This window comes from Rhodococcus sp. IEGM 1241 (assembly GCF_033142365.1).
In the GTDB taxonomy this organism is placed as follows: domain Bacteria; phylum Actinomycetota; class Actinomycetes; order Mycobacteriales; family Mycobacteriaceae; genus Rhodococcus_F; species Rhodococcus_F erythropolis.
On record NZ_JAWLSE010000001.1, the window covers coordinates 1,240,691 to 1,267,290 of the forward strand.

Below are 26,600 nucleotides of genomic sequence, written 5' to 3' on the forward strand. Positions count from 1 at the left end.
GGTCACGGGATGTTCTTCGGTGATCCAGTCCGCAGCGGCGGGCGGGACTGTCGGACGCGCGGGAATCGGCCGGGCCGGGGGCGGCGCGGACGCTGATGGAGGTGGAGTCCTGGGTGGCACGGATTTGGTCGGCGCCGGCTTGGGCGGCGCAGCCGGGGTAGGTGGCGGCTTCTTGTCGCCTACCCGACGGACCAACTCGGCGACCGAAACAGAGTCGTCGGTCGGAGGCGAATCCCGGCGGCCGGTCCGTCCACTGCTGCGACGCTCCGGGGGACTGGGTGGTTGCGGTGCTGGTCGCTGGGGTGTGGCAGGACGCTGGGGAGCTGCCGGTTGGTCCGGGCGGGCGTTGCGGAACCGCTTGTCTGCGAGCGGACGTTCCCAGGGGGCGCGGCTCTCGGGCGGAGGTGGGCCCGAATCGTGATCATCACCCACCGATGCAACCTGTCCCGTCGTCGACTGTCAGTAACTCGTCATTCAGATGCCGGCGTCAACCGGTTGTCGACGAAGCTGGAGCCATATTACTGGTGAATCCTGAGTGCTTCACTCAGAAAGTGATCAGAGTAATCCGACGGCGTGTTCTCGCTAGCCACCGGAGTGCATCATGTCAGCCCCCACCGGCACAAGATCGTCCTCGGGATCGTCGAGCCAACCTTCCGGAAGTGCTACCTGACCGGGCGAGCCTTGGCGACCCCGCGGACCTTCGGCATCCTTGGGGAACGGGACGTCGTGATCGAGCTGTCCGAGCAGGTCGTCCAGTTCGGACAACGTGCTGACCAACGCCATCGAGACCCGCAGATCCGATCCGACCGGGAACCCACGCATGTACCAGGAGACGTGCTTGCGAAGTTCGCGCAAGCCCTTCATCTCACCGTGGTGTGCGGCGAGCAGCTGGGCGTGACGGGCGATGATCTTGGTGACTTCGCCGAGCGTCGGCGGCGTGGCGATCTGTTGTCCGTTGAGAGCTGCGCTGAGTTCCGCGAACAGCCATGGCCGTCCGAGGCAGCCACGTCCGACGACGACGCCGTCGCAGCCGGTCTCGTTCATCATCCGGGCAGCATCCGAAGCATCGAAGATGTCACCGTTGCCGAGGATCGGAACGTCGGTGACATGTTCCTTGAGACGCGTGATCTCGTTCCAGTCAGCAGTGCCGGAGTAGCGCTGCGACGCGGTACGTGCGTGAAGTGCGACGGCAGCAGCGCCTTCAGCTGCGGCGATCCGGCCGGCGTCGAGGTGCGTGTGATGTTCGGGGTCGATGCCGACGCGCATCTTCACGGTGACCGGAATATCGGTGCCCTCGGTCGCGCGCACAGCGGCCGCGACGATCTGTCCGAACAGTCGACGCTTGTACGGCAGCGCGGAGCCACCGCCCTTGCGGGTCACCTTCGGGACGGGGCAGCCGAAGTTCATGTCGATGTGATCGGCCATGTTCTCGTCGACGATCATCTTGGCCGCGGCGTAGGTCGTATCCGGGTCGACTGTGTACAGCTGCAGCGACCGGGGCGTTTCGGTCGGGCCGAACGTGGTCATGTGCATCGTGGCCGGCTGGCGCTCGACGAGCGCACGTGCCGTGACCATCTCGCAGACGTAGAGGCCGGACGTGCTGCCTGCACGTTCGAGTTCGAGTTCACGGCACAGCGTGCGGAAGGCGACGTTGGTGACGCCCGCCATGGGGGCGAGGACCACGGGGCTGTGCAGCTCGAGTGAACCGATACGTAGGGATGACATGTCTACCTCTGAACAAATACTTGTGACAATTGGAAGTGCCCGGTACCGAATCCGGTACCGGGCACAGAATAGCTGGTGAAACTAAGAAGCCTGCTGTTCGCGCTTGGCGGCTTCGCGTGCGAGCATGCGATCGCGCTGTTCCTCGAACTTCGTCGCGTTGGCGGCGAGGGTCTCGAGGAAGGCCGCCAACTCTTCGCGCGTGTTCTCGCCTTCGGCACTGAAATCGTTGCGCTCGAAGATGTTCCACTTGCGCAAGACGGGCCAGACGACCTCGTCGAGGTGCTGGCGAAGGTCGTAGATGCCGTGCTTGGCCATGAGAGCGCCGTTACGACGGAAGTTCGGCATGCCGGCGCCCGGCATCTGGAAGTTCTGGACGATGTTCGCCACAGCCTTGAGAGCCTGATCGGGAGCAAGATCGAGCGCGGCGGCGCAGATGTTGCGGTAGAAGATCATGTGCAGGTTCTCATCAGCGGCGATGCGCTGAAGCATCTTGTCGGCAATCGGCTCGTCGCAGGCCTTGCCGGTGTTGCGGTGGCTGACGCGCGTCGCGAGTTCCTGGAAGGTCACGTAGGCGACCGAGTGCAGCAGGCCGGCGTCGCCTTCGTCGATGGGTGCGCTGTAACCGTTGGTCATGTGTTCCATGCGGAAGCGCTCGAGCTCGACGGGGTCGACTGCGCGCGTGACGACGAGGTAGTCACGCATCACGATGCCGTGACGGTTCTCCTCGGCGGTCCACCGGCCGACCCACGTTCCCCAGGCGCCGTCCTGCGAAAAGTTCTCGGCGATCTCGCGGTGGTACGAGGGCAGGTTGTCCTCGGTGAGCAGGTTGGTGATCATCGCGGCGCGAGCTACCTCGCCGAGCTGTGACTGCTCGAGGCTCCAGTCTTCGCCGCCCATGGCTGCGAAGTTACGACCCTCGTCCCACGGAACGTAGTCGTGTGGATGCCATTCCTTGGCCATGGAGATGTGGCGGTTGACGTTCTCCTCGGCAACCGGCTGCAGCTCTTGTAGCAGCTCCAGCTGCGTCAGAATCCTCGTCATTTCTTGCCTCCATGTTGAGTGAATGCGCGACTTCGCCCCAGCCTACGGCACCGTAGGTTTGAAAAGAATGGCATGAAAATTGCTCCCCTCGAGGGATGTTACCGATCCGTAGTTATCCGGGGGCACTTTCACTACCAAGTCGTTCTTTCGACGTAGTCGCGGAACGTCCGGGCGGGATCGGACAGCTCGCGGCTCTTCGACCAGATCAGCCCTATTTTTCGCTGTGCTCCTTCGATCGGTACGTAGACGACTCCTTCGGCCCAGATCGGTGGATCCTGCACCGGCATGACCGAGACACCGAAGGACGCGGAGACCAGTCCGCCGACCGTTGCCAGCTCGCTGCTCTCGAAGACGAAATTCGGCGTGAATCCTGCGGCCGCGCACAGTTCATCGAGAATTCTTCGCATCCCGAAGTTCGGATGCATACCGATGAACGGTTCGTCGGCCGCGTCCGCAAGCTCGACCGAATGCAACTTCGCAAAGCGATGATCAGCCGGAACAGCCAATGCCAGTGACTGCTGGGCGATCTGCATCCATGCCACCTGCGGATCACGCGGCTGCGGCGAGACGACGGCCAGGTCGGACGTGCCGGCGGCAATTCTGTCGACCAGGAACTGCGCACTGTCCTGATGCAGTTCGAATCGCACTCCGGGATGCTCGACGCGGTATCCGCGCAGCATGTGCGGCACCAACCAGGTGCCGAACGAGTGGAGGAAGTCGAGCCGGACCGTGCCGCTTTCGGGGCTCGCCAGCGACTGGATTTCGCTCTGCGCCGCGTCGAGTGAGTGAAGAGCGGTGCGAGCGTGTCGGTAGAGGATCTCGCCGTACCGGTTCAGTTCGAGCCGGCGTCCCTGACGGTCGAAGAGCGTCACTCCGATCTGTCGTTCGAGGCGTGCGAGTTTGCGCGAGAGTGTCGGCTGCGACAGGTGAGTCAGATCCGCGGTAGCGGTCACCTGTTGGGTTTCGGCGAGAACGACAAACCATTCGAGGTCTTCGGTCAGCATCACGAACCCAATCTATATACTTATGACGCATATAGAACTCCAAGTTTATGCATTTTCTTTTGTCGAAGCGCGGCGGGAGGATTCTTACCGGAGGTAAGCGATGCCTGGAGGTATGTGGTGACTGTCGAGAATGTGATCGAATCCGAAGTGGTGCCGCTTCGCCGCGGAACACCGGGGTATCGCACGGTGACCGTTGCGTTGTTCGCGGCCGGGCTGTCGACATTCATCTCGATGTACGCGGCACAGGCATTGCTGCCTGCGTTCGCCGAAGGCTTCGACGTCTCGCCCGCGGTGTCTGCACTTTCGGTCTCGGCGACGACGGGCATGTTGGCGTTGGCGATCATTCCGGCCAGTGCGCTCTCCGAGCGGTTCGGTCGCACACGGGTGATGATCGCGTCGGCGTCGGCATCCTGTGTGATCGGTTTGCTTCTGCCACTCAGTCCGACGATCGAGGTTCTGCTGATCGGACGCGCGGCGCAAGGCTTGGCTCTGGCGGGGGTCCCGGCGGTGGCGATGGCCTATCTGGCCGAGGAGGTCGATCGCAAGGACCTCGGTGCAGCAATGGGAAGGTACGTCGCCGGCACGACGATCGGTGGGCTGATCGGACGGCTGGTTCCGTCGGCCGTCGTCGATTTCAGTACGTGGCGCTGGGCATTGGTGACTGCGGCCTTGCTGTCAGCGTTGTTCGCGCTCAACATGATCCGGAAGCTCCCCGCGTCGAAGTTCTTTCGCCCGCAACCGGTGTCGGTGCGTGCGATCGCGTCGAATCTACGACGCCACCTTGCGAACCCGTCGCTGCGCACGCTTTTCGCCTTGGGGTTCATCCTCATGGGCGGATTCGTCTCGATCTACAACTTCCTCGGGTTTCGGCTCACGGCAGCACCTTTCGGACTTCCCGAAGCACTTGTCGGCCTGGTCTTTCTTTTCTACCTCGCCGGAACTTTCACCTCAGCGGTAGCCGGCGGGGCCTCGGACCGGCTGGGTAGGCGCAGTGTTCTGCTCGGCTCGGTTGTTGTCATCGGTATCGGTCTGGCACTGACCGTTCCGGACAATCTGGCGTTGACTCTCGTGGGGATGCTGCTCTTCACCGGAGGATTCTTCGCGGCACATTCGGTGGCCAGCGGTTGGGTGGGGCTGATCGCGACCGATCACCGGGCCGAGGCGTCGGCGTTGTATCTGTTTGCCTACTACGCGGGTTCGTCCGTGGCGGGCGCCCTCGCTGGTCTCGCGTACGCGGGCGGCGGTTGGGGTGGGGTCAGTGCCTTTGTGGGCGCGCTGCTGTTGGTTGCGTTTGCATTGTCGCTGAAGATGTTTCGATCTTCGACGGTCGAATGACAGAGCACTGCGGCGACCCCGAACGGGATCGCCGCAGTGCGAATCTGTCGAGCGTCTTACTTCTTGCCGCCGCCGAGGAGGCCGCCGAGCAGGTCACCGAGGCCGCCGCCACTGGATCCACCCAGGATGCCGCCGAGTGCGCCGCCGATGCCGCCGCCGGAATTGCCGCCACTGCCGAGAATTCCGCCGAGGAGATCCCCGAGCCCGCCGCCACCGGAGGCCTGGGTCTGCGCGCCGGCGCCGCCACCGGTGAACTGCTTGGCGAGGTAGGCCAGGACGATGGGAGCGAGGATCGGCAGCAACTGCTTCACCAGATCGTTTCCACCGCCGCCACCGACACCGCCCAGTGCGCTGGCGACCTGATCGGTGTTGCCGCCGAAGATGTTCGAGACGATCTTCTGACCGTCAGCGGTGTCGACTTTGCTGATGTCGACGCCGTCGTCGAGAAGGCTGGTGTCGGCGTGCGACTGCAGCGCACTTTCGAGTGAGGCTGCGCCTGCGGGATCCTGAGCGTTGGCGCCGAGGCCACCGACGAGGGTCGGAAGTGCAGTCTTGACCGCCGATTCGGCAGTTGCCTGGTCCACGCCGAGTTGCTGCGCGATCTGGTCGATGGGGATCTGGGATAGAAGGTCGTCAAGCGATGCCATTGATGCCCTACCTCTTCTGGGGTACTACTCGTCAGTACCCGGCTGTTGCAGACACTAGTGAATGTCGGCGTCGACGGTAACCCTCTGGTTGCCGAGCGGTCAGGCTCGGGTCTTCTCGCGGGGGACCAGACACGCTAGGAGAGCGAGAATCAGTCCGCCGGCCGTCAAGATGAATCCTGTCTGATTTGTCAGGATCGTGGAGTAGTTTTCCCTGATGACATTGTCGAATTGATCGTTCACTCGGTAGTAGAACGTGCCCAGAGTTCCCAATCCCACGATGATTCCGATCCACGCTGAAATACGAGAACCGAACAAAGCGGCGATCAGAATCAATACGGCTGCAGCGAGCAGAAGTATCGCCATCGAACGGTAGAAGGTCACGGACTGATCGCCGAGTTGCTCGATTGCCCACCCGGCCGGAAAACCGTCCCGCAGGTCCTCGAGGCGAACGTTGTTGGGTTTGACCCCGGCCAGTACGTACATGAACGAGCCGACGGCAACGGCGATTCCACAAATGAGCAGAACCAGATGAACTAACGTGCGCATGCCACTCTCCCTGTGTTCGGAGTTCGGTAACGCGGTCGTCGCCGAGCCTAGCTGTGTCGCGGGTGTCAAGCTCGGTATCGAGCGTGCAGAATCGTCTCCATGCCCGACAACATGCGTCGACTCGAAGAGATCTCGTTGTCCCTGCCGGAGGCGGAGCGCGTCGACATCGAAGCGTGGGACGGTCACCCGACCTTCCGGGTCCGCGGCAAGAACTTCGTGTTCTGCAACGTCGAAGCCACCTCCTTGACCGTCAAGTTGAGCAAGGAGGAAGCCGAAGCGGTGGTGGCCACCGAACCAGGTGCAAGCGCTGCCGGCTACGGTCTCGGTCGACACGGGTGGGTTGCGCTCGACATCGGCACCGACGTTTCCGAGGAGAAATGGTCGCAACTGGAGGAGTGGATCTACACCTCGTTCACCCTCGTTGCTCCGAAGCGGCTTGCCCGGATCGTTCTCGATGCGGATGAGGAACGCCCGTAACGGATAGATTCGTCAGTACAGACGCCGACTAGACGAGGATTTGTCATGACGACACCGGAAACTTCACCGGCCACCGAAAAACCGGGCATGCCGCCGTGGGCGAAGAAGGCCATCGGGATCGCAGTGATGGCGGTGGTCCTGGTCATCGCTTACTTCATCCTTGCCGCCTTCCTTCCGCGTTGGTGGGCGCAGCGAATTGCGTCGTTGGCGAACGGCAGCTTCAGCGCCGGAATCGCGTGGGGACTGCTGTTCGGTCTCGTCTGCACTCTGGTCCCGCTCATCTTCTTCCGAGCGGTCTGGCAGGTGCGCAAGCGCAAGCATGCTCGAATCATCCAGATCACGGCTCTCGCGTTGGGTGTGATCTTCGCGCTGCCGAATCTGCTCTCTCTGACAGTTGTTCTCGGCAACAACAATGCAGCGCATGCGGGCGAGCGGATCCTCGACGTCGACGGCCCCGGTTTCCGCGGAGCCTCCGTTGTCGGTGCAGTCCTGGGCGTTGCGTTGTTCCTGGGTCTTGTTGCGCTCGGCTATATGTACAAAAAGCGTGGCAAGGATCTCGACAAGATGCGCGGTGAGCTCAAGCAACACGAGCCGCAGAGTAAGGGCGAGGCTCCAGCCCCGGAAATCTGAGTCAGCTCTTCGACCGAGTACTCAGGCCGACACCGACTCCGACGGTTCCCGCCGCCACCAGTCCGGCGAGCGGGACCGCCCAGTGTCCGGCAAATGTGCAGGCGAGAACCAGGATTGCGCTCACCGGTAGAACAGCCTGCTCGATCCTGTCACGCTTGAAGTGTCGTGAGTGCATGAGCCACACGAAGATCAGGAACATCGCGGCGGGGATCGTGACCGCGGCAGATGCTGCGAACGTCGAAATGTGCGCCTCGCCAACTGCTTCCTCGACGGCTACTTCGATGCCGGCGCCGATGGCCGCAGCGGATCCGAATACGAAGTAGTGCCCGTATCCCCACAACAGGACGGCGCGATTGCCCTGGTCTGCGAGGTACTCGTGGATCGGGACGGCGAAGTAGATCCACAACGCGGAGAACACGATCAGAACTCCGCCGACAGCAATCGGAATCAATAGGTCGGCGGCGTCGAAATCACGAATGCCGGATTGGACCGCGATTGTGGCGGCAGCAATGGTTTCGCCGAGCATGATGATGGTGAAGAGGCCGTAGCGTTCGGCGATGTGTTGCGGGTGCCACGGCGTCTGGTGGTTGCGCTCGGCGATTGCCGGCACCGCGAGTTCGGCGATCATGAGAACGAAGAAGCCGGGTATCCACGCCGACGCCGGCATCAGGAGCAGCACGATCCAGCCGGCCTGGACGATCACGAGCCCGGCGGCGTATTGCAGAGCAGTGGTTCGCGCTGCACCGGATTCACCGCTGGCGGCTCGAAGCCATTGGCAGGTGAGCGCAATTCGCATGATGAGGTAGCCGACGATGGCCGTCGTACGGTCGGTTCCGTCGAATGCGTCGGGGATTCCGGCGGCGAAGACGAGCACGCCACAAATCTGTACGAAGGTCGCGACCCGGTAGGGGACGTCGTCCGTGTCGTAGGCAGACGCGAACCAGGTGAAGTTCACCCACGCCCACCACAGCGCGAAGAAGACGAACATATAACCGGCGATGCCGTCGACGTAGTGGCCCTCGGCAACAGCATGCACCAGTTGAACTCCGGCCTGTGCGGCCGCAACCACGAAACACAGGTCGAAGAACAGTTCGAGTGGCGTCGATGCGCGATGGTTCTCGTCGCGGCTGCGTGCGCGCATCCGGATGATCGGCATAACGGCCCGGCCGTGGCCCGCGCCCGTACTGGTGTGTTCTGTCATCGTCCCCACCTTGCTCCGACGTCTAGTGCAGGAGCGCAGTCTAGGGCGAATTCCGTCGGGTCGACGAATGAGACATTTCGCCCCTCACCACGCGAGAACGGGTTTGATGACGCGCCCCGACGCTTGATCTTCGACGGCTTTGTTGATGTCGGAGAAGGCGTAGCGCGTCACCAAGCGGTCGATCGGAAACCGGCCACCAGTGAAGAGTTCGACGAGTTCGGGGATGAACGTCGAGACTTCCGACTCTCCTTCGATGCATCCTCGAATTGTCTTTCCGCTCAGCATGATGTCGGCCATGTTCACCTCGACCGTGGATGCTCCGAGTCCGACTACCGCCAGTGTTCCCCGTGCTCGAAGTGATGTGACGGCTTGATTGATCACGGAGCCGATTCCGGTGGTGTCGAGGGAATGCGTCGAACCTCCGTCGGTGGCGGCGCGGACCGCGTCGAGCGCATCTTCATTCGAGGGATCGACAGTGACGGCGCCGAATTCCTCGGCGAGTTCGCGCCGCTGCGCAACGGGGTCCACGGCGACCAGGGTGGAAACGCCGGCAGCCCTCGCCGCCAGCAGCGCTGCGAGTCCGACGCTGCCTGCCCCGAAAACGGCAAACGTCGAGTCGGGCTCGGGGCGAAGTAGATTCAGCACGGCACCCGCGCCGGTTTGAAACCCGCAGCCGAGCGGAGCCGCGACGGTCAGGTCCACCGCAGGATCGACGACGACGGTGTTGTCGGCAGAGGCGATGACGTATTCCGCGAAGCTGGACTGGCCGAAGAATGCGGACCGTATCGGAGTTCCGTTTCGCCGGACCGGCGTCGAGCCGTCGGTGCGTGCGCCAGAGCTGTTGAGCCCGTGTGAGCTTTCGCAGTACGCCCGATGGCCGCTGAGGCATTGCCTGCATACACCGCAACTGCGGTAGCTCAGCAATACGTGATCACCAGCCGCGATGTTGTCGATCGACGAGCCAACGGCTTGCACCACGCCGGCGCCTTCGTGTCCGAACACGCAGGGCCCGAGCTTTTCCGGTAGCACCGTCTTCGTGAACAGATCCGTGTGGCACAGGCCTGTCGCGACGATGCGAACCAGGATCTCGTCTGCGCGGGGTTCGTCGATCTCGACGGTGTCGAGTGTGAAGGGGGAGTGCGGGCCGTGTGAGAGCGCCGCTGTCATCTGCATGGCGGACGTCGAATTCTGTTCGGCGCGAATCACGCTCGCTCGAGCAGGAAGTAGTAGTGCTGTCCACCGTCGAGAACCAACGCCGATTTGCCGTTCATGATGCCCATGAGCGTCGAATCGTCGACTTTCTTGAAGTGGTCGAAGATCGGCGCGCCGTCGTAGACCATCGTCGCCGTGACTTCGCCACGAAACTCGATGTTCCACAGACTTGCCTCGCCATTGCCGCTCTTGACGTCGGAGTAGAGGTTGCCGTCTTCGTCTCGGCAGATCAACGGCTTGGCATCCTCGACGGAATTGAAAGTCTTGCCGTACCAGCGGCTCGCGAACAGCTTTTCGTGCAGACGATGACCGGTGGCGAAGTCGTCGCCCTTCCATTCGCCGAGGATTTCTTCGGCGGCGACGGTTTCCAGCGCGGCCCACACTTCGTCGAGTTCTGCTGGTGAAACACCACTTTCCGATCCACGGAGCCGGGTGAATGCGGTTCGAGCGTCATCGAGATTCATGTCTCTCCTTGCGTCGGCGGGTGAGTTGGCCGAAGTTCGCGAACCAAATTGTTCGTCAACTCTGCACGCTACGCCGAACCGGATGGTTCGGCAACGGTCGATTCGTTCTAGGCTGTGAACATGCGCTCAGCAGGGGAAGCCACGAGAGACCGCATTCTGGCGGCCGCAAAGGACGAATTTGCGACGTACGGCCTGGCCGGCGCGCGGATCAATCGGATCGCCGCGCAAGCGCGTGCCAGCAAGGACCGTCTCTACGCGTACTTCGCGAGCAAGGAAGAGTTGTTTTCTGCCGTCACTGAGCAATGGACGTCCGAAACCACAGCGGAGACAGCGCTACGAGGTGATGATCTGCCGGGGTATGCAGGTCGACTCTTCGACAACTACGTAGCGCATCCCGAGAACGCTCGATTGCAGCAATGGGCGGATCTCGAAGCACCGGACGTCATGAGCGAGGACGACATACGAAGCAAGACGTTCCGGCCGAAGGTGGCCGAGATTCGCAAAGGTCAACTCGAGGGACACATCGACCCCGAGTGGAATCCCGCGGAGTTGATTCTGTTGATCACCGACATCGCCCGGATGTTCGCGCTCAAGTCGTCCCGTCCCGTCGCTCAGCGTCGCGAGGCTGCGGTCGGGGCGGTTCAGCGGTTGATCGCGACGTGACGAACCGGATGTGCAACGTGATCAATGGCCAACGCCGCGTTCCCTTGTGCTCTCGCACGAGGGGACGCGGCGTTGAATTCCAGTTCGGAGCGGGTCAGAGCTTGACCGACGGCTGACCACTCCTGATACGACTTACCTCGGATCGAGCGAATTCGACTCGGCCGGTGTTGGTTCCGTGGGAGTCTGCCAGAGCGTCGGCGAGGTCTGCCGCGGCTTCGAGGACGTATTCGGCGCGTTTACGGGCCGCGTGTCCGCCTGCAGATTTGCGGAAAGCCCTGCGTGCCTTGTGGTCGCCGCACAGAGCGACGAATTCTTCGTCCGTGATGACACCACGGTCGACTTCCGGTGCCAGGATGTCGCTCAGGAACTGGCGTTCACGTGGAACCGTCATTCGAAACACGCGGACCACGAGGGTCAATGCGGCGGCGACCATGACAAAGAAGAGCGGAAAGAGAAGTGCATTCTTGCCTTGTGTCAAGGCACCGGCGGAATCCCACAGGCCGTGGAGCAGCATCGCGGTCGCCATCAGCGCGAGTCCGCGCCCCACACGACGCGGTTCCGCCGGCCGTCCCAGTAGATAGACGAGTCCGGCACCGAAGATCGCACTGTACAGAGTGTGTGCGGCCACTCCGAATACCATGCGGAGGATGATCGTCGGCATCGCAGCGCCGACCGGATCGGCTCCGAACTGCGACGCGGCCGAGTTCAAGGCGTACAGAACGTCTTCGAAGATCTGGAAGCCGAGTCCGATGAAGGCGCCGAGGATGAATCCGTCGAATGCGGTGCGCACCAATCGAGATGCCAGTGCGATGAGCAGGAGCAACCCGATGCCCTTGGCGATTTCTTCGGTGAACGGAGCTGTCAGGCCGGGGCCCCAGTCCGATGCCCACGCCTGTCCGAATGTCTTGGCGTACAAGGACAAGATGGCGTCGTTGGCGTTTGCGGCCATCACCCATGTAGCGGCGAAGCTGCCCCACAGGAACGCAACGACGATCAGTTTGACCGGTTGGCGCGCGTACCTGTCGATGTGCTGCGTGAACCACCAGAAGATGGCGCCGTACACACCGAACAGCACCAGCGAAAGCGCGATGGCTTCTCCGTAAGCGCCGGCGGACGACGACAGCAGCGAGAAGAATTTGAAGGCGCCGCTCACCACCAAAGCGAGGTAAACCCAGAAAGCGGCGTTGCGCGGCTGGTAGAACGTGAACGACCTACCCCAACCGGAGTTCTCGATCGCACCGGCGCGGGTGAGGAGATCGTTTGCGGGTTGTGTTGTGGGAGTGTTCATCAGGAACCCTCTCCGGCTCGGTGGCTGATGCTCACGATCATGTGAGCAATGTCGTCCGTGATGGTCGGAGCCACATCGCTCGGCCCGGTGGAGACAACTTCGATGCCTTTTCCGTCGACGACAAATGCTGCGATCACGCCGTCGGCAGTCGAGTTCGAGTAGCTGGTGATGACACCACGAATGCCGCTCGCCGTGGTGATCGAGGAAGAGTCGCCGCTGACGCGCAAAGACTCTGCTGTTGCCAGGGCGTCCGAGGTCTTCTTGATCTGTTCGAGTAGAGCGTTCGCGTCACCGGCGAAGGGTGCCGTGTAGACGGTGAACAGTGCACCGCTGTTCACCAGAGTTGCGCGCTGCGGGAACGAACCGGAGACGGGAGCATCAGTTTCGCGGACCCCGTCTGTGATTCCCCAGCCGACGGCGGGAACGAAGGTGATGCCGTCTTTGAGTTCCATGACATCCCCGGCCACGACTTCGTCGTCGTAGGCGACAGAGTTGTTGACGGCCGGGATGAGGATGCTCATGACTATCGCAACGGCCAGCACTATCGCTGCCGGGATGATGGTCGCTCGGTCCAGGCCGAACCATCTACGGTCGACGGGAACCCAGCGATCCTCGGGTTCGAATGGCGTCCGCGGCGGGTCGTCCCGCACTGTGGTTTCCGTTTCGGTCATGTTTGCCCGGGCTTTCGTGAGTGCTTGGTAAGGCGTTCGCGGGCCGCAGTATCCGATTTGTACTGCACGCCGTTTGTGCTGGGTCGACAGCGAATCTGAGGAGTGCGCCTCAGGGGGTAAAAGTACCAAACAGAACGATTCAGGCAGGACGTGAACCTGGACATCGCTTTGGGGGATTTTCGAAAGGCGCCGGCCCCGGCGTCTGCACGATGTTTACGTGATTCTCAGTATTGGTGCGTAGCTTGGTCGTTGGCTCGTTGACGCCCTCGGGATGTTGACGTGCCGCCCAAACTTTTGTTGTCGACTGTTCAGATACTGGTGAGCTAAAGGATCGCGGCCAGCCACCCGTACTGAATATCGTCGACACTCAGCGTGTTCCTTCGGCGCGCGCACCTGTTCAGTATCTGGAGTGGAACCGTGGCTCAGTGGCCGTGCCAATGAAGATCTCGAAGAAGGTAGCCCTGGTGCTGGTGGCTGCATTCGCGTTGACGTTGGGTTCGGGGGAAGTCGGAACCGCCCGCGCAGACACGCCTGTCCGGGTGAGTGTGGCCGGTCATGTTGTGAGCGCCGGACACTTCGAGCAAGTGCGGCGCCCCAACCGATGTGTGAAGGCTGGGCCGGGGAAGTCGAAACCGAGCGAGCAGAAGTCCACGAATCGCAGTGGGCGTCGAGGTAGCGGGGGATGCTTCTGACGGTGGTTGCGAAGTTCCGCAATCAGCCGTCCTGAATCTGTAACACGTTCTAATCTTGCGTGATGGACGTGACCTATGAGGGGACCAAACGCGAAGTCGCTACCGACAAGGGGACTTTGCGCTATCACGAGGCGGGCGATGGTCCGCCGTTGATCCTGTTGCACGGCTCAGGGGTCGGTGTGAGTGGTTGGCGGAACTATCGGGGGAACCTCGAGGTATTCGCGAAGCATTTCCACTGCTACATCCTCGAGTTCCCGGGTTTCGGCGTGAGCGATCCCGTCGACGGCCATCCGGTGATCGCGGCAGCGTCGTCGGTGATCCGATTCATGGACGCGCTGGGAATCGAATCGGCTGCGATGATCGGCAATTCGATGGGTGGGGTAGTCGGCGTCAACGTCGCGATGAGGTTCCCGGAGCGTGTCTGCAGGCTGGTCACCATCGGTGGCGTCGGCCCGAACATCTTCAGTCAGAACCCAAGTGAAGGTACCCGTCTCCTGCAGGACTTCGCCGACGCTCCCAGCCGTGAGAAGTTGGTTCGATGGCTCGAATGCATGGTGTACGACAAGACTGTCGTCACCGAGGCGCGGATCGAGGAACGATGGGAAACGGCCAACGATCCGGCCTCGCACCAGGCATTGACCGCGATGTACGGATCCAAAGCCTTTGCCGCTCAGCAGCAGATGATGTCCAACTCGGATGTGCCGCCGTACTGGTCGATGATGCACAAGGTGCAATGCCCGACCTTGCTGACATGGGGGCTCGACGACAGGCAGTGTCCACCGGACATGCCGATGATTCCGATGCGACTGATTCCGAACGCCGAACTGCATGTATTCCCGAACTGCGGGCACTGGGTGATGATCGAAGCCAAGGAGGCATTCGAGCGCGTGAGCGTCGAGTTCCTGCTTCGATGACCTGCTGATGCATTGATGTGGCACGAATTGATGTGGCATGAACGCACAAGACCCGGCGCCTCTGAATGAGGCGCCGGGTCTGTGTTTGTGCCCCCAGTAGGACTCGAACCTACGACCTGCGGATTAAAAGTCCGTAGCTCTACCAACTGAGCTATAGGGGCGCGGCGCAGAGTCTAACGGGACCGCAGAGTCCGTGAAAACACCACCCCCACCAGAAGGGCGATTCCGATGACGGCGATGGTCCCGCCCGTGCGATGCAGACCCGCGTCGTCGATGGTTCCGCGCATGGTCAGCTCGATGACGACGGCCGCAAGGTTGGCGCCGATGTACTGGATTGTTCGGTAAAGGCCGATCGCGGTCCCGACGTCGGCGGAGGTGGTCACCGAGTTGATCAGGTTCTGGTTTCCCATGTTGTTGAAGCCGTTGGGGATGCCCAGGATCGCCGCTATCAGCAGGAGTGCCACAAGGGGAGTCGAACTAGATTCGACAAAGGCGATCAGAATCCCGCCGACAGCCAACGCGGCGGTGCCGATCAGGAGGGTGATTCGTGCGCCGAATTTCCCGTACACCCTGGACGCGGACATGGTCGCGAAGATCCCGACCGCAGCGACGGGCAGCATGAAGAGCCCGGCGCTGATCGGTGACATTCCGCGGGCTACCTGTAGCCACTGGGGGAGTCCGAAGAAGATGCAGTAGAACGCTGTGTAAGTCAGCAGGGTCCGGCCGAGAGTCATGCTCAGTGCGCGGTTTCGGGCGATGGCACGGACGTCGATGAACGCCGAGGTGGTTCGACGTTCCCACCAGACGAACAGGAACGCGAAGAGGGCCGTCGACGGGACGAGATACCACTTCGCGTGCTCGGCGAGAGACAGGAGGAAGAGCATCGTCGACGTCGTCAGGGCTAGAAACAGCGTGATACCGAGTGGGTCGAGAGACTTGAACAACGCAGTGGCGCCGGCCCGGTCGGGCAGGGCGGAGTCGCTCGGAGCGGCGAAGAAGACCCATACGGCAGTGACGACGACAAGCGGGAGGTTCACCCACATGATCGACTGCCAACCGAGTGTGCCGACCAGCAGCCCGCCGAGAGTAGGCCCCAGCGCGACGACCGATTGAGCGCAAATGGTGAGTGTTGCTATAGCTGAACGGGTTTGAGCCCGGTGACGGTCAGCGTATTCGCGGATGACGGTCATCGCATTCGGATACTGTGTCGCCGTGCCGATTCCGAGCAGAATTCGCGCCGCGATAAGCCAACCCAGTGACGGGGCGAGCGAGCCGAGGATCGATCCGGCAGCGATCAGACCCAATCCCGCCAGATAGACGCGTTTGGCGCCGAGGATCGATCCGAGTCGGCCAGCCGCCGGTGCCGTGACTGCAGTCGCGATGTAGAGAGCCGAGATGACCCACGCTGTGCCCGAACTGGAACCGAAGTATGTAGCGATCGGGACGATTGCCACCGCAATCATCGACGAGTTCAGTGCCTGAAGGACGGTTCCCGAACCGAGAGCAAGACTCAGTTTCAGGGGAACGGAGGCTTGGGGTGTCGACGTTTCGGCGACGGCGGTCACGGGTTCATCAGTGACTCCTCTGATATCGGTGTCGATGCTGATGGCGGGGAAGCGTCCTGGCCTAGTGTGCGCAGGATGCGGCCGGCGATCAGCAGCAAGTCACGCTCGGCTTCGGTGCACTCGGCGTCGATGACCTCGGCCAGCCACTGCGTGCGTTTCGTTCGGTCTTCGTGAAGGGTCGATGTGCCTAGTTCGGTCATCGTGACCAGGGCCGCGCGGCCGTCCGATGGATCCGCCCTTCGCGTCACCATGCCCTGTTCCTCGAGCGCGGCCACGGTCTTGGCGATGGATTGCGGTGTGACGCGCTCGAATTTCGCCAACGCTTTTGCGGTCAACGGACCTTGTCGGTCGAGGTGGCCGAGAGCTTGGATCTGGCTCGGCGTGAGTTTGTGGTCGTGGCGTTTGGTGCGAAGACGCCGGACGAAGGCACCCAGATCGTCCCAAAGTACGTCGATCTCGTCCCGAGTCTTGCTGCGACCCTCGCCATCGTTCATTTAGACAGTCTAACTGTGTTATTTCGATGCTGCCAGCACGGTTTCGACAAAAACTGGGGAATAAACAATCGCATTAGTTGTTTAAAACCTTGGGATTGCCGTTCATCCGTCGGCGAAGCAGTTCCGTCTGCGAGGTCGGATTATCGGAATCTCGGACACGAAAAAGCTCGGATGCGCACCCCCTGCAGCGCACCCGAGCGGCCAAAACCATACCACTTGGTGTCTTTTGGGCATAAAGTCGGTTGTTGTCCCCCGAACAGCCGATTGCCTCTAGTACTTTTGGCGGGTATCGCTCTAGTCCTTACGTAGGGTGTGTTGGAGGGGATATTGTGAGGTTTCGGGGGATGACAGGCGCCGATCACGGCGATTCTGCGTACCAACTCTGCGAGAGGCACAACACCGTAAATGGCACGTCAACAAGAGCGTGCGCGGCGTACCCGCGCCGCCCTGGTCGAAGCGGCTGCAGTCGAATTCGCCAAGCGCGGCTATGCAGCTGCGTCGGTGAACACGATCCTCGAGGGCTCCCGCGCCACCAAAGGCGCCATGTATTTCCATTTCCAGTCCAAGGAAGAGTTGGCGCGAGCGGTTCTGACCTCGGCTATCGAAACCTTCACTGGAATCACTGATCGTTGGGCCAAGAGAACAGACCTCGATCCATTCGTCGCATTGCACGGGCTCGTGCTCGACATTGCCGAGGTCTTCCGTACCGAGGTAATCGTGCAGGCGGAATTCCGGCTGATCATCGAGCCGGAGTTCTACAAGGATGTGCAATCTGGTGGCGGGCAGGTCTGGGGAAAGACCGCCTACGAGTTGGCATTGCGCGCCAAGGACGACGGTTTGCTCCGCGAAGACGTGGACCCGGAGAAATTCACGCGCGTACTGGCAGCGAGCCTTGCCGGCCAGCGGTACATGGCGGACCTGATTGCCTCGAGTGGCGATCTGGGTGTGTGGTTCGAGGAGTCCCTCGAAGTGGTGCTCGAAGCCATGGCCACACCGGAGTGGTTGGAGAAGTTTCATCGCGACGGCTGGCCACAAGTGGAGTTCCCCGACGCGGAATAGTCCACTTTTCGCCCATGACCAGGCGATTTGTGATTTCCGAACGCTGTGCCATAAGCTATCCAAGCTCCCAACGGAACGCCGTTGGGGTACTAGTTCGGAGAGATCCGGCGGGCCCCCTTCGTCTAGCGGCCTAGGACGCCGCCCTTTCAAGGCGGTAGCGCGGGTTCGAATCCCGTAGGGGGTACGTTTTGCGAAAGCGAAACGATGCAGTATGGTTTGACCCGCACGACACGCTTTGAGATGCACAAATGCCAGGCCAGGACAGTGGTTTGGGAGCGGCTCGAAGATGTAGTACGGTTTCACAGCAAGGAAAAAGCAAGGCCCTGTGGCGCAGTTGGTTAGCGCGCCGCCCTGTCACGGCGGAGGTCGCGGGTTCGAGTCCCGTCAGGGTCGCAAAGCTTTGTTCTCAATCAATTGGTTGAGAACAAAGCAATGCGATAGGCATTCGGTTCGGGTGCCGTCCGGCCAGGTAGCTCAGTTGGTACGAGCGTCCGCCTGAAAAGCGGAAGGTCGCCGGTTCGATCCCGGCCCTGGCCACCATAATTCTTATCGACAAGCTCCAATCTCATGTTCTTCGAACATAAGGTTGGAGCTTTTTCGTGTTCGGATGTCAGTCGCCGTCAACCACTCGGCCCGATCATCTCAGTTGTGCGCATCCTTTGTCTGCGTGAATATTTCCGGTCACCGGGAACGTGCTGGGCGTCACTCCACAGAGGACATCACTATTAGCCGATTGCGGCCGATCCGTGGCTGCGTCTACTGGAAGTGAGGTGGAATCTCCGTGTCGCACTCGAGATCTTGGCGCATCGGGAAAGTCAGCCGGGTCGCCGTCGCGTTGCTCGGTACCGGGGTTCTGTTGGTGGGCTGCGCGAGCAACGGTGACGACAGCGGGACCGATACGACGAACACGTCGGGGGACGTCGTGACCGGCATGGTCAACGAGCAACCGGACCCAGGCGACGCGGTCGCCGGCGGGACCATGACGTACGGCGTGCAGGTGCTCGTTCCCTCACTCGACCCGACCAAGACGGCAGCGCGCGGCGGTTCCGGCGGTGAGGCCTTCGCTGCTGTGTACGACGTCCTGATGAGTTACGACACTGCGAGCGGCGAGTTCGAGCCCAAGTTGGCTCAATCGCTCGATACCAGCGACGACGGAAGCACGTGGACGTTGAAACTTCGCGACGGTGTGAAGTTCAGCGACGGTTCCGCGCTCGACGCCAACGCCGTGATCACAAGCATCGATCGGTACAACGCGGGCAAGGGCAATGGCGCCGAGTTGTGGCTGGCTTCGGTGGAATCGGCGCAGGCAAGCGGTCCCACGACGGTCGACTTCAAGCTGAAAACGCCGTGGATGCGCTTTCCGTCGATGCTCGCTCTCGGGCACGGGATGATCGTCGCCCCGAGTTCGCAGCAAGGCGACAAGTTCACCGCGGTGGGTGCCGGACCCTTCACCGAAGATCTCTTCACACCGAGTGTCGAGCGAATCTTCAAGGCCAACCCGTCCTACTACGGCGGTGCTCCCAAGCTGGACAAACTGCGGATGGTTGCACTCAACGGTCCGCAGGCCAATCTCGAATCATTGAACAGCGGTCAGCTCGATGTTGCCTACATTCGCGGCCTTACTTCGGCGATCAATTCCGCCAAGTCCGCTGGTTACCCCGGCTACATCGACGTGCTCAACGCCGGTAGTGCCGAGATTGTCAACAATCGTGAAGGCCGACCGGGCTCGGATGTTCGCGTTCGACAGGCTATCGGCTACGCGCTGGACACGACATTGATCGATCAGCGCGTGGAAAACGGTGAGGGACTGCCTGGCTCGGAGTTGTTCGGTCCGACGTCGCAATGGCACGTAGACACACCGGGTATTGCCTACGACCCCGAAAAGGCCAAGGAGCTTCTGAATCAGGCGAAGGCAGACGGATACGACGGCACGCTCGACTACGTCGTGCTCAGTGAGCCCAAGGACCACGCGATCGGCCTCGCCGTGCAGTCACTGTTGCAGGCCGTCGGGTTCGAGGTGAACTTGATCTTGGCCAACAACGCCGGCGACATCGTGCAGAACGTCTACGTCAAGCACGATTTCGACCTCGCGCACGCGGGCATCGGAATGTACGAGTCGATTCTCGATCTCGGATTGTTCTCCACGACCAACAGCACCTCGATGGCGAATACTGCTGGATATGCGAACCCGGTGATGGATCAGCTGATCGCAGATCTACAACAAGCCAAGGATAATTCGTCGACCCTGGCGATCATCGGCAAGATTCAGACGCTGTGGAACGAGACGGTTCCGTCGGCGCCGATCGGCGGGCTCACGTCGTTCTGGGCTTGGCAGAAGAACGTGCACGGTGTGGTTCCGACTGCAACCGGCATCATGCTGTTCGATCAGGCATGGATGGGAGCGAAGTAGCGTTCCAGCGCACACCGAGAGCCCCGTCCGACGCGAGTCGGGCGGGGCTCTTTGGTGTCTACGTCGGCTAGCGTTGCGCAACCCTTTCGATCAGGATGATTGTATTGAAATATGTTGTTGGTCAATATGATTCGCCGATCGTGATTTGACTTGTTCAGCGTCGCCCGCATAGATTGCATCCACCATCCAGAGTGGCTGAGAGACCTGGCTCGATGATGCCGCAGCAACCCGCTTCGTTTGCGCAGTGTGGGTGCTACCGCCAGGACCGATGGAGGACACATGACTGTATTTGCCGTGGGTATCGAACTGGACGGCGAGGGCACTCACCCCGCTGCCTGGCGCCGAAGCTCACACCGCCCGGATCAGTTGCTCACGGGTAAGGCCGTGCGCGATCGCGTCGCGGCTGCCGAGAATGCGGGCTTCACCTTCGCGACGTTCGACGATTCCATCCTCCCTCCGAGTGGTGACGTTGTCGGCCGCATCGATGCCGTCTCCAGGGCGTCATACGTGGCAGCGACGACCAGCACGATCGGACTGGTCCCCGTCGTCGGGACCACTTACGCCGAACCGTTCCACACCTCTTCGCAATTGGCGACATTGGACTACTCCTCGCGTGGGCGTGGCGGCTGGCTTGCTGTTCCGGTCGAAGACGATGCCGCGGCGAGGGCGTGGGGGAGGGCTCCGGTAACGACGGAGTCGGCGCGTCAGCAGGAGCAGCGGGATTCGGTTACCGTCGTGACAGATCTCTGGGATTCGTGGGAGGACGACGCCGTCGTCCGTGACTATCTCAGTGGGCGTTTCCTCGAGCGTGATCGTCTGCATTACGTCAATTTCGAGGGCGACACCTTCTCGGTGAAGGGGCCGTCAATCGTTCCGCGGCCGCCGCAAGGCCAGTTGGTGGTGTTCGGCCGCTACGGCGCCATCGAACCACACCAGGCCGATGTTGTTCTCGTTTCCGGTGATTCGGTGGAGGCCATTGCACAGTCGGCTGCCAAGGCGCGCGATGAGGGCGCGTCATTGGTGGTCGCCGAGGTCGATGTGGCATTCGATACGCCGAATCTGTCTGCGGCGCAGCGGTTGATCGAGCTGAACTCGTACGGGAATGCCGTCGTCACTGGCCGACTGCTCCTGGCTGCAGATCCGGGGGAAGCGGCCGTGGTTCTGAAGGAATTGGCCGGACACCTCGACGGTATTCATTTCCACGCTCTCGTGATCGACGAGGACCTTCCGGTGCTGGCCAAATTCGTGCTTCCGGCGCTGTCGAAGTCCGGATTGACGCGACGCCCGGTTCCGGGATCGACTCTGAGGGGCAACCTCGGCCTGCAGCGGCCCGCAAATCGATTCGTCCACTCCTCCTGACTTGACTTCGCGCTAAGGACATTTCGGCTATGACTGCATCACGCTCCGCCGTACCTCGACCCGACGCACACGTTCACTTCGGCGTCTTCTTCCAAGGGGTCAACCACACCACCATCTGGTCCGATTCCTCGAGCGGATCCCAGATCGACTTCGAGACGTTTCGGCAGTTGGTACTCACCGCCGAGCGAGGTCTGTTCGACGCCTTCTTCCTCGGTGAGGGCCTTCGTCTTCGCGAGCAGAACGGCAAGATTCTCGATCTGGATATCGCCGGCCGCCCCGACGCCATTGCGCAGTTGGCCGCCCTCGCCGGTATCACCGACAAGATCGGGTTGGTCGCGACACAGAACACCACGTACAACGAACCGGCCGACCTCGCCCGTCGACTCTCCGGCCTCGATCTACTTTCCGACGGACGGGCCGGCTGGAACGCGGTCACCACTGACAACGCTTGGACGGGAGAGAATTTCCGTCGCGGTGGTTTCCTCGACCACGCCCTGCGTTACGAGCGTGCCGGGCAGTTCATCGAAACTGCACGGGCACTGTGGGATTCGTGGGCCGACGACGCGATCTCGGACTCTCGCACGTCCGAGAACTGGTCGACTCCGGGAGCCGTGAGCGACGTACGCCGCCAGACTTCGCAGTTCGACATCACCGTGACGCCGACGCTTCCCCGCAGCAGACAGGGACATCCGGTCATCTTTCAAGCGGGCGATTCGCCGACTGGACGCGATTTCGCGGCGACGCACGCCGACGTCATCTTCTCGCGACACGGGACGCATTTCGACGGCGCGCTCGACTTCGCCGACGACATTCGGGCTCGGTTGCGTAGCGTCGGGCGACCGGAGGACGACGTCAAGATCCTGCCCAGCACGCAGATCGTGTTGGCGGAGAACGAGTCCGAGGTCGAAGAGAAGGCGCGGTGGGTCCTCGAAGGTCAGTTCACCGGCCAAACCGCACTGTCCCTCGTCGGATTGGTGTGGGGGAAGGACCTTTCCGACCGAGACCCGGACGGTCCACTACCGGAGGAAGATCCGGTTGCCCGCCCGGTGTCCGAGACGCGCGGTTCCGCACGAGACGGCAACGACCCCATTGCGATTGCACGTGAATGGCGGGCTCTCGCCGAGGCAAAGAACCTGTCGCTACGTCAGGTCGCCATCGAGACCTCGCAGCGTTCGGGTTTTGCGGGCACCCCGGGGCAGGTCGCAGATCAGTTGGTCCATTGGGTGCGCAACGGAGCTTCGGACGGCTTCAATATCTCGCCGTACCTGGTGCCGACCGGGCTCGACGAGATCGTGGACTGGTTGATCCCGGAACTGCAGGAGCGTGGGGCGTACCGCACCGAGTACTCCACGTCGACGCTGCGAGAGCACTTGGGGTTGCGACCGCCGCTCACGCGTCGGGCCGCGTCTGAAGTTGCGGGGTAACGGGTCCTGTCCCACACGGTCACAGCGGCGGCCGAATCCACCAAGCTCGATTCGGCCGTCCGCTGGGAGATCATCGTCTGCGTAGCCGCGGGCTTCACCACCCTTCTCGATTCGGCGGTGCTCGGAATCGGGGTTCCGTCGATCCGGGCGTCGCTGGGCGCGTCGACCTCCGAGGTGCAGTGGATCCTTGCGAGCTATTCGCTGACTTTCGGCTTGGCCCTTGTGCCGGCGGGCCGACTCGGTGACGTCGTCGGGCGTCGACGCTTGTTCTTGGCAGGGCTGAGCATTTTCGCGGTGATGGGAATCCTCGGAGCATGTGCGTCGGATCCGTCGATGATCGTGTTGGCTCGTCTGGGGCAGGGGATCGGCGCAGGCACCATCAGTTCGCAGGTGCTCGGCATCATCACCGACCGGGTGTCCGGAAAGGCTCGGGCGAAGGCGTTAGGCGCGTACAGCACCGCGGGTGGTCTGGCCGGCGTTTCCGGACCGATCCTCGGTGGCGTTCTGCTGAAGTATTCCGACGCCGACTTCGGATGGCGGTTGCTTCTCGTTCTCAACGTGCCGTTTGCCGTGATCACTCTGATTTTGGCGTTTCGCTTTCTGCGCCGTGATCGAACTACCCGATCAGGCGCATCGATCGATCCGGTTGGGCTGTGTCTGCTGGCGACTACGACCGGGCTCCTGTTGTGGCCCATCGTGACCCGAACCAGTGTCACTGTGGCTGCGGCTTTCCTGATCGGTGCGTTCGGCGCTGCCGTTGCCTTCTGGTTCTGGGAACGTCGGTACGCCGAGCGCGGCGGGACGCCGGTACTGCTTCCGTCGTTGATCGCCTCGAGGGGCTTCCGACTGGGTACGACGGTTGCACTCTTCTGGTTCGGATCCATCCTCGCCGTCAACGCGGTGCTCAGCCTCTATCTGATCGAAGGTTTGGGCTTCGCCCCGCTGAGTGCGGCGTTGATCATGACCGGTAGCTCACTCGCGATGGCATTGACGTCGGCTCTCGGATGGCGGCTGGTTGCCAGGTTCGGCCGAAGTGCAGTGGTTTTTGCCATAGTCGGCGAGATCCTTGTCATCCTCGGGTACATCGCAGCGGTCAATCTGATTCCGCGGGAACATCTGATCCCGGTGCTGGTGGTCCTGGCGGTGTTGTCGGGAGTTGCCAGCGGTTTGGTCGACGCGCCCAATCGGGTGCTGACTCTCGAATATGCACCGCCGGGCGCGAACGGTGTTGCGGCGGGTTTCCTTCAACTGTCTCAGCGCCTGTCAGCGACCATCTCGCTGGCCGCGGTATCGGGGTTGTATCTCGGTGTACTCGGATCGTCGCCCGACGGATATGGACGTGCGTTCGGGATCGCGCTTGCCGTCTGCGTGGTCATGTTGACGCTCTCGTTGGCGGGAGCGGTGGCAGACCGACGCCGGCGAAGGACGTGACCTGGTATTTCGTGGGTCTACATGGACCTCGGGAGGCCGAGCCCGTGTGACTCATGGGACTTGTGTTACCCATGGGTTAGGAGTCGTGGGACGATACTTGTGTGGTGACCGGTCGCAGTGAAGACAAGCCCAACGGTCGCGGGAGTGGAGAGCCAGTTAACTCACCCCGTGGATCGTCGGACAAACGTGACCGCACATCGACACCCTTCCGCGCTCGAACGGCGATGTGGACGAATCGGCCACTGTTCGATTTCCATATGATCGTCGGTCTGGTCGTGCTGATCGTGGCGTTCGGGCTGCTGATGGTGCTGTCGTCTTCGGGCGTCGAATCCTATGTTCTGTCCGGGACGTCCTACGCCCGCTTCTGGCCGCAGTGCATGTTCGCAGCGATAGGTTTGGTGATGTTCGTGGCGGTCGTGCGGTTGCCGACCGAAACGATGCGTAGAGCCTCACCATGGCTGCTGATCCTGTGTCTTGTTCTGCTTGTCCTGGTTCTGATTCCAGGTATCGGCTCGGAACAGATGGGTGCTCGCAGCTGGTTTGTGATCGCGGGCATTTCCTTCCAGCCGTCGGAGCTGGCCAAACTGGCATTGGCGATCTGGTCCGCGGCGACGGTTGCGTCGTTCATGAACGCGCGGATGGATGTCAACCGTGCGCTGCCGGTGATCGGCGGTACGACGCTGCTGGTTCTGGTTCTGGTGGTGTTGGAGAAGGACCTCGGAACCACGATCACCATCGGCATCATCTTCATGTCGGTGCTGTGGTTCGGGCTGTTTCGGATGAAGACGTTCATCAGCCTCACGCTCGGTTCCGCAGTCGCATTTCTCGTGCTCGGGCTTACTGCTGGTTACCGCTCGGATCGCATCAAGGCTTTCCTCAATCCTGATCTCGACCCGCAAGGCTTGAACTTCCAGAGCACTCAGGCCAAGTACGCCTTGGCGAACGGCGGCATCTTCGGTCGCGGTCTGGGACAGTCCGACGCCAAATGGAGTTACCTCCCTCAGGCGCACAACGACTTCATTTTTGCCGTGATCGGTGAAGAGTTGGGTCTGGTCGGTGCGCTGATCGTCGTTGCTCTCTTCGCCGCGGTTCTGATCGTCGGACTGCGAATCGCGAAGCGGTCCACCGATCCGTTCCTCAAGGTCATGACGGCGACAGCAACGACGTTGATCGTCGTGCAGGCGTTCATCAACATCGCCTACGTCGTTGGCCTGATTCCGGTGACCGGTCTGCAACTACCGCTCATCTCGGCGGGCGGAACGTCGATGATCACCACCTTGCTGATGTTCGGGCTCATCGCGCACGCAGCCTTCCGTGAGCCCGAGGCTGTCGCCTCGGCCGAGAGCAGCGGTCGCGGTTGGATTCCGCTGGTCTTCGGCAAGCCTCGGTTCGGCATTGCCAAGAAGCCACAGACTGACCGACGTCGGCCGCCTGCTCGCCGCGCCCAGCCGGCCCCTACTGGTCAACGCCGACCGGAGCGACGGGCGCCGCAACCCGACCGGCGCCGGACTCAAGCGCCGGGCCGACGCGCACCGTCGCGCGACTGGTCGGAAGATCCACGTAGACGCGGCCGATCCGATCGGCCGCGGCGCGCTTCCTGATCTCGGCCAGTCCTACTGGCGGCCAGCTCGGAAGCGGGCAGTCATGCACCCGACGATTGCGTTGGGCGGCTACATTGGGAGTCGGCAAAACGACGTCTAATTAGGGTTGTGGACATGGCAGGTGGCGACAAGGCAGACCAGTCGGTGGTCGAACGTAGCTCGGTGACCGGACGTCGTACGACGCCGTCGCAACGAGCGCGTTTTCGCCGGATTGTCGACGCCGCAATGGAATCCGCCTCCGAAGGCGGCTACGACGCGGTGCAGATGCGATCGGTCGCCGATCGCGCCGGCGTCGCGATCGGCACTGTTTACCGGTATTTCCCGTCCAAGAACCACATGCTCGTCGTCGCATTGTTGTGGATGTTCGAGGGTTTGCGTGACAGATTCCAGGACTTTGTAATCCCGGGCGAGACTCCGTCGGACCGGATTCTGTTTGTGCTGCGCAAGAATACGGAGGTCCTCGAGACCGATCACCTCCGTTACGAAGCGTTGGTTCGGGCGTACATGTTCGCGGACGCGTCGGCGACTCCGGAACTCAACGCGCTCGGTGGGGTCGTGACCGAGATGTTCGCGAAGGCGATCGGCGTCGAGGAAGTCTCGCAACAGCAGATGGATGCGGTGAAGGTTATCGACGACGTCTGGATGTCGAGTCTGGTCTCGTGGGTTGCCGGCCGGATGACGACGGACGAGGTGATGGCGCACCTCGAACTTGCCGTGCGACTGGTCTTTCGCAAGTTGGGTGGATAG

General features: G+C 61.8%; 26 protein-coding genes, 4 tRNA genes and 1 riboswitch. Of the genes, 17 read left to right on the forward strand and 13 right to left on the reverse strand.

Features of this window, described 5'->3' with window-relative positions:
- Positions 1-19 precede the first annotated feature (19 nt).
- On the forward strand, positions 20-421 hold the full coding sequence (locus tag R4P70_RS05990; protein ID WP_197941606.1) for a hypothetical protein: 402 nt from the start codon (positions 20-22) through the stop codon (positions 419-421).
- 161 nt (positions 422-582) lie between these two features.
- Here the strand turns inward: R4P70_RS05990 and dusB are convergent, their stop codons facing one another.
- The 3 genes from dusB to R4P70_RS06005 form a co-directional block, all read right to left on the reverse strand.
- Positions 583-1,725, reverse strand: coding sequence for a tRNA dihydrouridine synthase DusB (dusB, locus tag R4P70_RS05995; RefSeq protein ID WP_003939756.1), 1,143 nt, complete (start codon positions 1,723-1,725; stop codon positions 583-585).
- An 81-nt stretch (positions 1,726-1,806) separates the two neighbouring features.
- Positions 1,807-2,766, reverse strand: coding sequence for an acyl-ACP desaturase (locus R4P70_RS06000; RefSeq protein WP_003940492.1), 960 nt, complete (start codon positions 2,764-2,766; stop codon positions 1,807-1,809).
- Positions 2,767-2,897: 131 nt separating this feature from the next.
- Positions 2,898-3,773 carry a LysR family transcriptional regulator gene (locus tag R4P70_RS06005; RefSeq protein ID WP_021332119.1) on the reverse strand — a complete coding sequence of 292 codons (876 nt, stop codon included), beginning with the start codon at positions 3,771-3,773 and terminating at the stop codon, positions 2,898-2,900.
- A 114-nt stretch (positions 3,774-3,887) separates the two neighbouring features.
- On the opposite strand from R4P70_RS06005, the gene R4P70_RS06010 reads away from it, so the two are divergent.
- A complete protein-coding gene (locus tag R4P70_RS06010) occupies positions 3,888-5,105 on the forward strand; it encodes an MFS transporter (protein WP_317830529.1) in 1,218 nt (405 codons plus the stop codon).
- Positions 5,106-5,161: 56 nt separating this feature from the next.
- On the opposite strand, the gene R4P70_RS06015 is transcribed toward R4P70_RS06010, so the two are convergent.
- Positions 5,162-5,752 carry a DUF937 domain-containing protein gene (locus R4P70_RS06015; RefSeq protein ID WP_153211715.1) on the reverse strand — a complete coding sequence of 197 codons (591 nt, stop codon included), beginning with the start codon at positions 5,750-5,752 and terminating at the stop codon, positions 5,162-5,164.
- A gap of 99 nt (positions 5,753-5,851) precedes the next feature.
- The gene (locus R4P70_RS06020) at positions 5,852-6,298 is read right to left on the reverse strand and encodes a hypothetical protein (RefSeq protein ID WP_020970602.1); all 447 of its coding nucleotides are present in this window, start codon (positions 6,296-6,298) and stop codon (positions 5,852-5,854) included.
- Between the two features lie 99 nt (positions 6,299-6,397).
- Here R4P70_RS06020 and R4P70_RS06025 point away from each other — a divergent pair, with 99 nt between their 5' ends.
- Together R4P70_RS06025 and R4P70_RS06030 are read left to right on the forward strand one after the other, a co-directional pair.
- Positions 6,398-6,775: an MmcQ/YjbR family DNA-binding protein gene (locus R4P70_RS06025; protein WP_007733864.1), complete on the forward strand. Its 378-nt coding sequence runs from the start codon at positions 6,398-6,400 to the stop codon at positions 6,773-6,775.
- A gap of 45 nt (positions 6,776-6,820) precedes the next feature.
- On the forward strand, positions 6,821-7,405 hold the full coding sequence (locus R4P70_RS06030; protein WP_019745075.1) for a hypothetical protein: 585 nt from the start codon (positions 6,821-6,823) through the stop codon (positions 7,403-7,405).
- Position 7,406: 1 nt separating this feature from the next.
- Here R4P70_RS06030 and R4P70_RS06035 read toward each other — a convergent pair whose 3' ends face one another.
- The 3 genes from R4P70_RS06035 to R4P70_RS06045 form a co-directional block, all read right to left on the reverse strand.
- The gene (locus R4P70_RS06035) at positions 7,407-8,606 is read right to left on the reverse strand and encodes a low temperature requirement protein A (RefSeq protein ID WP_078377362.1); all 1,200 of its coding nucleotides are present in this window, start codon (positions 8,604-8,606) and stop codon (positions 7,407-7,409) included.
- A gap of 84 nt (positions 8,607-8,690) precedes the next feature.
- The gene (locus R4P70_RS06040; RefSeq protein WP_317830739.1) at positions 8,691-9,779 is read right to left on the reverse strand and encodes an NAD(P)-dependent alcohol dehydrogenase; all 1,089 of its coding nucleotides are present in this window, start codon (positions 9,777-9,779) and stop codon (positions 8,691-8,693) included.
- A gap of 29 nt (positions 9,780-9,808) precedes the next feature.
- Positions 9,809-10,282, reverse strand: a complete 474-nt coding sequence (locus R4P70_RS06045) for a DUF4334 domain-containing protein (RefSeq protein ID WP_019745072.1) — start codon at positions 10,280-10,282, stop codon at positions 9,809-9,811.
- Between the two features lie 120 nt (positions 10,283-10,402).
- Here R4P70_RS06045 and R4P70_RS06050 point away from each other — a divergent pair, with 120 nt between their 5' ends.
- The gene (locus R4P70_RS06050) at positions 10,403-10,945 is read left to right on the forward strand and encodes a TetR/AcrR family transcriptional regulator (RefSeq protein WP_029256113.1); all 543 of its coding nucleotides are present in this window, start codon (positions 10,403-10,405) and stop codon (positions 10,943-10,945) included.
- Positions 10,946-11,039: 94 nt separating this feature from the next.
- Here R4P70_RS06050 and R4P70_RS06055 read toward each other — a convergent pair whose 3' ends face one another.
- Entirely contained in the window at positions 11,040-12,233 is a 1,194-nt protein-coding gene (locus tag R4P70_RS06055; RefSeq protein WP_279218329.1) for a PrsW family intramembrane metalloprotease, read from the reverse strand.
- Positions 12,233-12,904: a hypothetical protein gene (locus tag R4P70_RS06060; RefSeq protein WP_046379179.1), complete on the reverse strand. Its 672-nt coding sequence runs from the start codon at positions 12,902-12,904 to the stop codon at positions 12,233-12,235. Before R4P70_RS06060 ends, R4P70_RS06055 begins: the two co-directional genes overlap by 1 nt.
- 425 nt (positions 12,905-13,329) lie before the next feature.
- Between R4P70_RS06060 and R4P70_RS06065 the strand changes: the two genes are divergently transcribed.
- Both R4P70_RS06065 and R4P70_RS06070 read left to right on the forward strand, forming a co-directional pair.
- On the forward strand, positions 13,330-13,596 hold the full coding sequence (locus tag R4P70_RS06065; protein ID WP_139120553.1) for a hypothetical protein: 267 nt from the start codon (positions 13,330-13,332) through the stop codon (positions 13,594-13,596).
- 62 nt (positions 13,597-13,658) lie between these two features.
- Complete coding sequence (locus R4P70_RS06070; RefSeq protein WP_317830530.1) at positions 13,659-14,510, forward strand: alpha/beta fold hydrolase; 852 nt, start codon at positions 13,659-13,661, stop codon at positions 14,508-14,510.
- Between the two features lie 88 nt (positions 14,511-14,598).
- On the opposite strand, the gene R4P70_RS06075 is transcribed toward R4P70_RS06070, so the two are convergent.
- The 3 genes from R4P70_RS06075 to R4P70_RS06085 form a co-directional block, all read right to left on the reverse strand.
- Positions 14,599-14,671, reverse strand: a tRNA-Lys gene (locus R4P70_RS06075).
- 12 nt (positions 14,672-14,683) lie between these two features.
- Positions 14,684-16,075 (reverse strand): MFS transporter, encoded by a 1,392-nt coding sequence (locus R4P70_RS06080; RefSeq protein ID WP_047889851.1) that lies wholly within the window; start codon positions 16,073-16,075, stop codon positions 14,684-14,686.
- On the reverse strand, positions 16,072-16,569 hold the full coding sequence (locus tag R4P70_RS06085) for a MarR family winged helix-turn-helix transcriptional regulator (protein WP_019745066.1): 498 nt from the start codon (positions 16,567-16,569) through the stop codon (positions 16,072-16,074). Before R4P70_RS06085 ends, R4P70_RS06080 begins: the two co-directional genes overlap by 4 nt.
- A gap of 405 nt (positions 16,570-16,974) precedes the next feature.
- Between R4P70_RS06085 and R4P70_RS06090 the strand changes: the two genes are divergently transcribed.
- From R4P70_RS06090 to R4P70_RS06135, 10 genes are all read left to right on the forward strand, one after another.
- Positions 16,975-17,628, forward strand: coding sequence for a TetR family transcriptional regulator (locus tag R4P70_RS06090; RefSeq protein WP_019745065.1), 654 nt, complete (start codon positions 16,975-16,977; stop codon positions 17,626-17,628).
- Between the two features lie 111 nt (positions 17,629-17,739).
- A tRNA-Glu gene (locus tag R4P70_RS06095) sits at positions 17,740-17,812 on the forward strand.
- Positions 17,813-17,947: 135 nt separating this feature from the next.
- A tRNA-Asp gene (locus R4P70_RS06100) sits at positions 17,948-18,021 on the forward strand.
- A 70-nt stretch (positions 18,022-18,091) separates the two neighbouring features.
- Positions 18,092-18,168, forward strand: a tRNA-Phe gene (locus tag R4P70_RS06105).
- A 241-nt stretch (positions 18,169-18,409) separates the two neighbouring features.
- Positions 18,410-20,038: an ABC transporter substrate-binding protein gene (locus R4P70_RS06110; RefSeq protein WP_317830531.1), complete on the forward strand. Its 1,629-nt coding sequence runs from the start codon at positions 18,410-18,412 to the stop codon at positions 20,036-20,038.
- A gap of 179 nt (positions 20,039-20,217) precedes the next feature.
- A riboswitch (SAM riboswitch) is annotated at positions 20,218-20,313 on the forward strand.
- A gap of 4 nt (positions 20,314-20,317) precedes the next feature.
- Positions 20,318-21,397, forward strand: a complete 1,080-nt coding sequence (locus tag R4P70_RS06115) for an LLM class flavin-dependent oxidoreductase (protein WP_317830532.1) — start codon at positions 20,318-20,320, stop codon at positions 21,395-21,397.
- Between the two features lie 29 nt (positions 21,398-21,426).
- Entirely contained in the window at positions 21,427-22,821 is a 1,395-nt protein-coding gene (locus R4P70_RS06120) for an NtaA/DmoA family FMN-dependent monooxygenase (protein WP_317830533.1), read from the forward strand.
- A 69-nt stretch (positions 22,822-22,890) separates the two neighbouring features.
- The gene (locus tag R4P70_RS06125; RefSeq protein ID WP_198586362.1) at positions 22,891-24,252 is read left to right on the forward strand and encodes an MFS transporter; all 1,362 of its coding nucleotides are present in this window, start codon (positions 22,891-22,893) and stop codon (positions 24,250-24,252) included.
- Between the two features lie 224 nt (positions 24,253-24,476).
- On the forward strand, positions 24,477-25,853 hold the full coding sequence (gene ftsW / locus R4P70_RS06130; protein ID WP_020908900.1) for a putative lipid II flippase FtsW: 1,377 nt from the start codon (positions 24,477-24,479) through the stop codon (positions 25,851-25,853).
- A 114-nt stretch (positions 25,854-25,967) separates the two neighbouring features.
- Entirely contained in the window at positions 25,968-26,600 is a 633-nt protein-coding gene (locus R4P70_RS06135) for a TetR family transcriptional regulator (protein WP_019745059.1), read from the forward strand.

What these genes read in the sequence shown, in the direction of transcription:
- ftsW (WP_020908900.1), top strand. Translation starts at nt 24,477, where the DNA reads ATGTGGACGAATCGGCCACTGTTCGATTTCCATATGATCGTCGGTCTG.
- R4P70_RS06135 (WP_019745059.1), top strand. Translation starts at nt 25,968, where the DNA reads ATGGCAGGTGGCGACAAGGCAGACCAGTCGGTGGTCGAACGTAGCTCG.
- R4P70_RS06050 (WP_029256113.1), top strand. Translation starts at nt 10,403, where the DNA reads ATGCGCTCAGCAGGGGAAGCCACGAGAGACCGCATTCTGGCGGCCGCA.
- R4P70_RS06090 (WP_019745065.1), top strand. Translation starts at nt 16,975, where the DNA reads ATGGCACGTCAACAAGAGCGTGCGCGGCGTACCCGCGCCGCCCTGGTC.
- R4P70_RS06040 (WP_317830739.1), bottom strand. Translation starts at nt 9,779, where the DNA reads ATGCAGATGACAGCGGCGCTCTCACACGGCCCGCACTCCCCCTTCACA.
- R4P70_RS06115 (WP_317830532.1), top strand. Translation starts at nt 20,318, where the DNA reads ATGACTGTATTTGCCGTGGGTATCGAACTGGACGGCGAGGGCACTCAC.
- R4P70_RS06060 (WP_046379179.1), bottom strand. Translation starts at nt 12,904, where the DNA reads ATGACCGAAACGGAAACCACAGTGCGGGACGACCCGCCGCGGACGCCA.
- R4P70_RS06035 (WP_078377362.1), bottom strand. Translation starts at nt 8,606, where the DNA reads ATGACAGAACACACCAGTACGGGCGCGGGCCACGGCCGGGCCGTTATG.
- R4P70_RS06000 (WP_003940492.1), bottom strand. Translation starts at nt 2,766, where the DNA reads ATGACGAGGATTCTGACGCAGCTGGAGCTGCTACAAGAGCTGCAGCCG.
- R4P70_RS06055 (WP_279218329.1), bottom strand. Translation starts at nt 12,233, where the DNA reads ATGAACACTCCCACAACACAACCCGCAAACGATCTCCTCACCCGCGCC.
- R4P70_RS06025 (WP_007733864.1), top strand. Translation starts at nt 6,398, where the DNA reads ATGCCCGACAACATGCGTCGACTCGAAGAGATCTCGTTGTCCCTGCCG.
- R4P70_RS06070 (WP_317830530.1), top strand. Translation starts at nt 13,659, where the DNA reads ATGGACGTGACCTATGAGGGGACCAAACGCGAAGTCGCTACCGACAAG.
- R4P70_RS06015 (WP_153211715.1), bottom strand. Translation starts at nt 5,752, where the DNA reads ATGGCATCGCTTGACGACCTTCTATCCCAGATCCCCATCGACCAGATC.
- R4P70_RS06085 (WP_019745066.1), bottom strand. Translation starts at nt 16,569, where the DNA reads ATGAACGATGGCGAGGGTCGCAGCAAGACTCGGGACGAGATCGACGTA.
- R4P70_RS06030 (WP_019745075.1), top strand. Translation starts at nt 6,821, where the DNA reads ATGACGACACCGGAAACTTCACCGGCCACCGAAAAACCGGGCATGCCG.
- R4P70_RS06020 (WP_020970602.1), bottom strand. Translation starts at nt 6,298, where the DNA reads ATGCGCACGTTAGTTCATCTGGTTCTGCTCATTTGTGGAATCGCCGTT.
- R4P70_RS06045 (WP_019745072.1), bottom strand. Translation starts at nt 10,282, where the DNA reads ATGAATCTCGATGACGCTCGAACCGCATTCACCCGGCTCCGTGGATCG.
- R4P70_RS06120 (WP_317830533.1), top strand. Translation starts at nt 21,427, where the DNA reads ATGACTGCATCACGCTCCGCCGTACCTCGACCCGACGCACACGTTCAC.
- dusB (WP_003939756.1), bottom strand. Translation starts at nt 1,725, where the DNA reads ATGTCATCCCTACGTATCGGTTCACTCGAGCTGCACAGCCCCGTGGTC.